The 1872-nt window shown below is 65.2% G+C and carries 3 protein-coding genes; all 3 read right to left on the bottom strand.

The window, feature by feature from the left end:
- Positions 1-172: 172 nt before the first annotated feature.
- Entirely contained in the window at positions 173-502 is a 330-nt protein-coding gene (locus BRA62_RS00830; protein WP_292364158.1) for a DUF86 domain-containing protein, read from the bottom strand.
- Positions 499-801: a nucleotidyltransferase family protein gene (locus tag BRA62_RS00825; RefSeq protein ID WP_292364159.1), complete on the bottom strand. Its 303-nt coding sequence runs from the start codon at positions 799-801 to the stop codon at positions 499-501. The genes BRA62_RS00830 and BRA62_RS00825 overlap by 4 nt, the downstream gene beginning before the upstream one ends.
- A 63-nt stretch (positions 802-864) precedes the next feature.
- On the bottom strand, positions 865-1872 hold a 1008-nt coding region (gene hmgA / locus BRA62_RS00820; RefSeq protein ID WP_292364156.1), incomplete at its 5' end, for a hydroxymethylglutaryl-CoA reductase (NADPH).

Here is a 1872-nt window from a genome sequence, read left to right as displayed (position 1 = left end):
AGGACGCGATGGTTCGTAGAACCGGAGCGGGAGAAAACGCGAAGCGTTTTCGACTCGTGACGGGCGGAAGGGTGCGATGTTCCGAAAGGACCGGAGCGGGAGAAGGCCGAAGGCCTTTGAGTAGCGACAGGCCGAACGTCCGGCCCCCGCCCCCCGTCACTCCAGGCGCTCCCTATCCCCCGACCCGGGACAGGATCTGGCTTTTCAGGTCCGGGAGATCGCGTTCGACCACGTTCCAGACTGCATCTCGGTCGATCCCGAAATAATGGTGGATAAGGACGTTCCTCATCCCGATGATATCCGACCATGGGATGTCCGGGTTTTCGGCCCTGAACTCTGAAGAGATCCCTCGTACGGCTTCTCCGATGATCTGAAGGTGGTGGATCACCCATACTTGTGCCATCTCGTCATTGTAGAAGTACTCGCGGCCCTGAGTTGCCACTCGCTCAATCCGTTCGATAGCTTCGATAATATCCAGCAGCCGTTCGCGTTCGTCTCTCATAGGGGCCGCGCTTCCTGTAAGACCTTTGAACGGATCCGCTTCCGGAGTCCCGCTTCGGTCACAACGTCGACCGGGCGCCCGAGCAGGAGCGAGAGATCCATCGCAAGACCACCCACATCGAGGAGGCTCCGGTCGGGATCGAGATCGATCAGGAGATCGATATCGCTGTCTGCCCGGGCTTCGTTTCGTGCCACAGAGCCAAACACCCGGACGTTCTTTGCTCCCCTCCGGTGCGCAAGAGAGAGGATCTCGTCCCGCTTCTGGACGAGAAGGGTATAGATATCGGCTCCCGGGTTCATGCTCAAGTAAGTAGTTACGATGATCGCGCGCCTTAAATGTTATCATGGGCCCGGCGCTCCCCCTCACCCCCGCCCGTGCTCCTGGTGAGCCCGGGCAAGGTGCTGGGCCGCGAGGGCGCCGAGGAGGGAGAGTTCGCCGGCGAGCACCCCGGCGGCGACGATCTCCCCGAGCGCCTTCGCGTGGGTTCCCGGCGGGTCGCCGCCCCCGGCGACGCCGAGCATCGCGAGGCACTCCTGTTGGGTGTCGACGCCCGTGCCGCCGCCGACCGTCCCCACCGGGAGCGAGGGGAGGGTGACCGAGACGTAGACGCCGCCGTCCACCCGGTCGACGGTGGTGATCGCGGTGCTCCCCTCGACGACGTGGGCGGGATCCTGCCCGCAGGCGATGAACATTGCGGCGACGACGTTTGCCGCGTGGGCGTTGAACCCGAACGAGGCCGCCCGTGCCGAGCCCACCAGGTTCTTCCTGTAGTTGACCTCGAAGAGCGTCTCAGCGTCGGTCTTCAAGAGGTCGGCGACCCTCTCATCGGACAGCCGCACGCCCGCGACCACGGTCTTCCCCCGCCCCCGGACCAGGTTGATCGCCGCCGGCTTCTTGTCGGTGCACATGTTCCCGGAGTTGGCGACGAGGCGGGCTCCGGTCTCCCGCTCGATGAGTTCGCCCACCTTCTGGCTTGCGATCGTCACCATGTTCATCCCCATGGCGTCCTTGGTGTCGAACTCCAGCCGGACGAAGACGCTCGTCCCCGCCACGTAGGTGACGGCTTCAAGGAACTTCCCGTGCTTCGTGGTGCTCTCCGCGGTCTCGCGTATCTCGGCGGCGTGCCCCTCGACCCACGCGATCACCTCGCGGGCATGAACAACGTCGCGGGCGGCAAAGACCGGCGCCCGGGTCATCCCGTCCCGCGTAATCCGCACGTCCGCGCCTCCCGCTCTGGTGATCAGCGAGCAGCCGCGGTTCACCGAGGCCACGAGCGCCCCTTCGGTCGTCGCCAGGGGCAGGTAGTAGGATCCGTCGGCGTACTCTCCCTTCACCCGGATCGGCCCCGCGACGCCGAGCGGCACCTGCAC

Source organism: Methanoculleus sp. UBA208 (assembly GCF_002498065.1).
GTDB lineage: Archaea > Halobacteriota > Methanomicrobia > Methanomicrobiales > Methanoculleaceae > Methanoculleus.
Note: the sequence above shows the minus strand (reverse complement) of the source record. Positions and strands in the feature narration are given on the sequence as shown.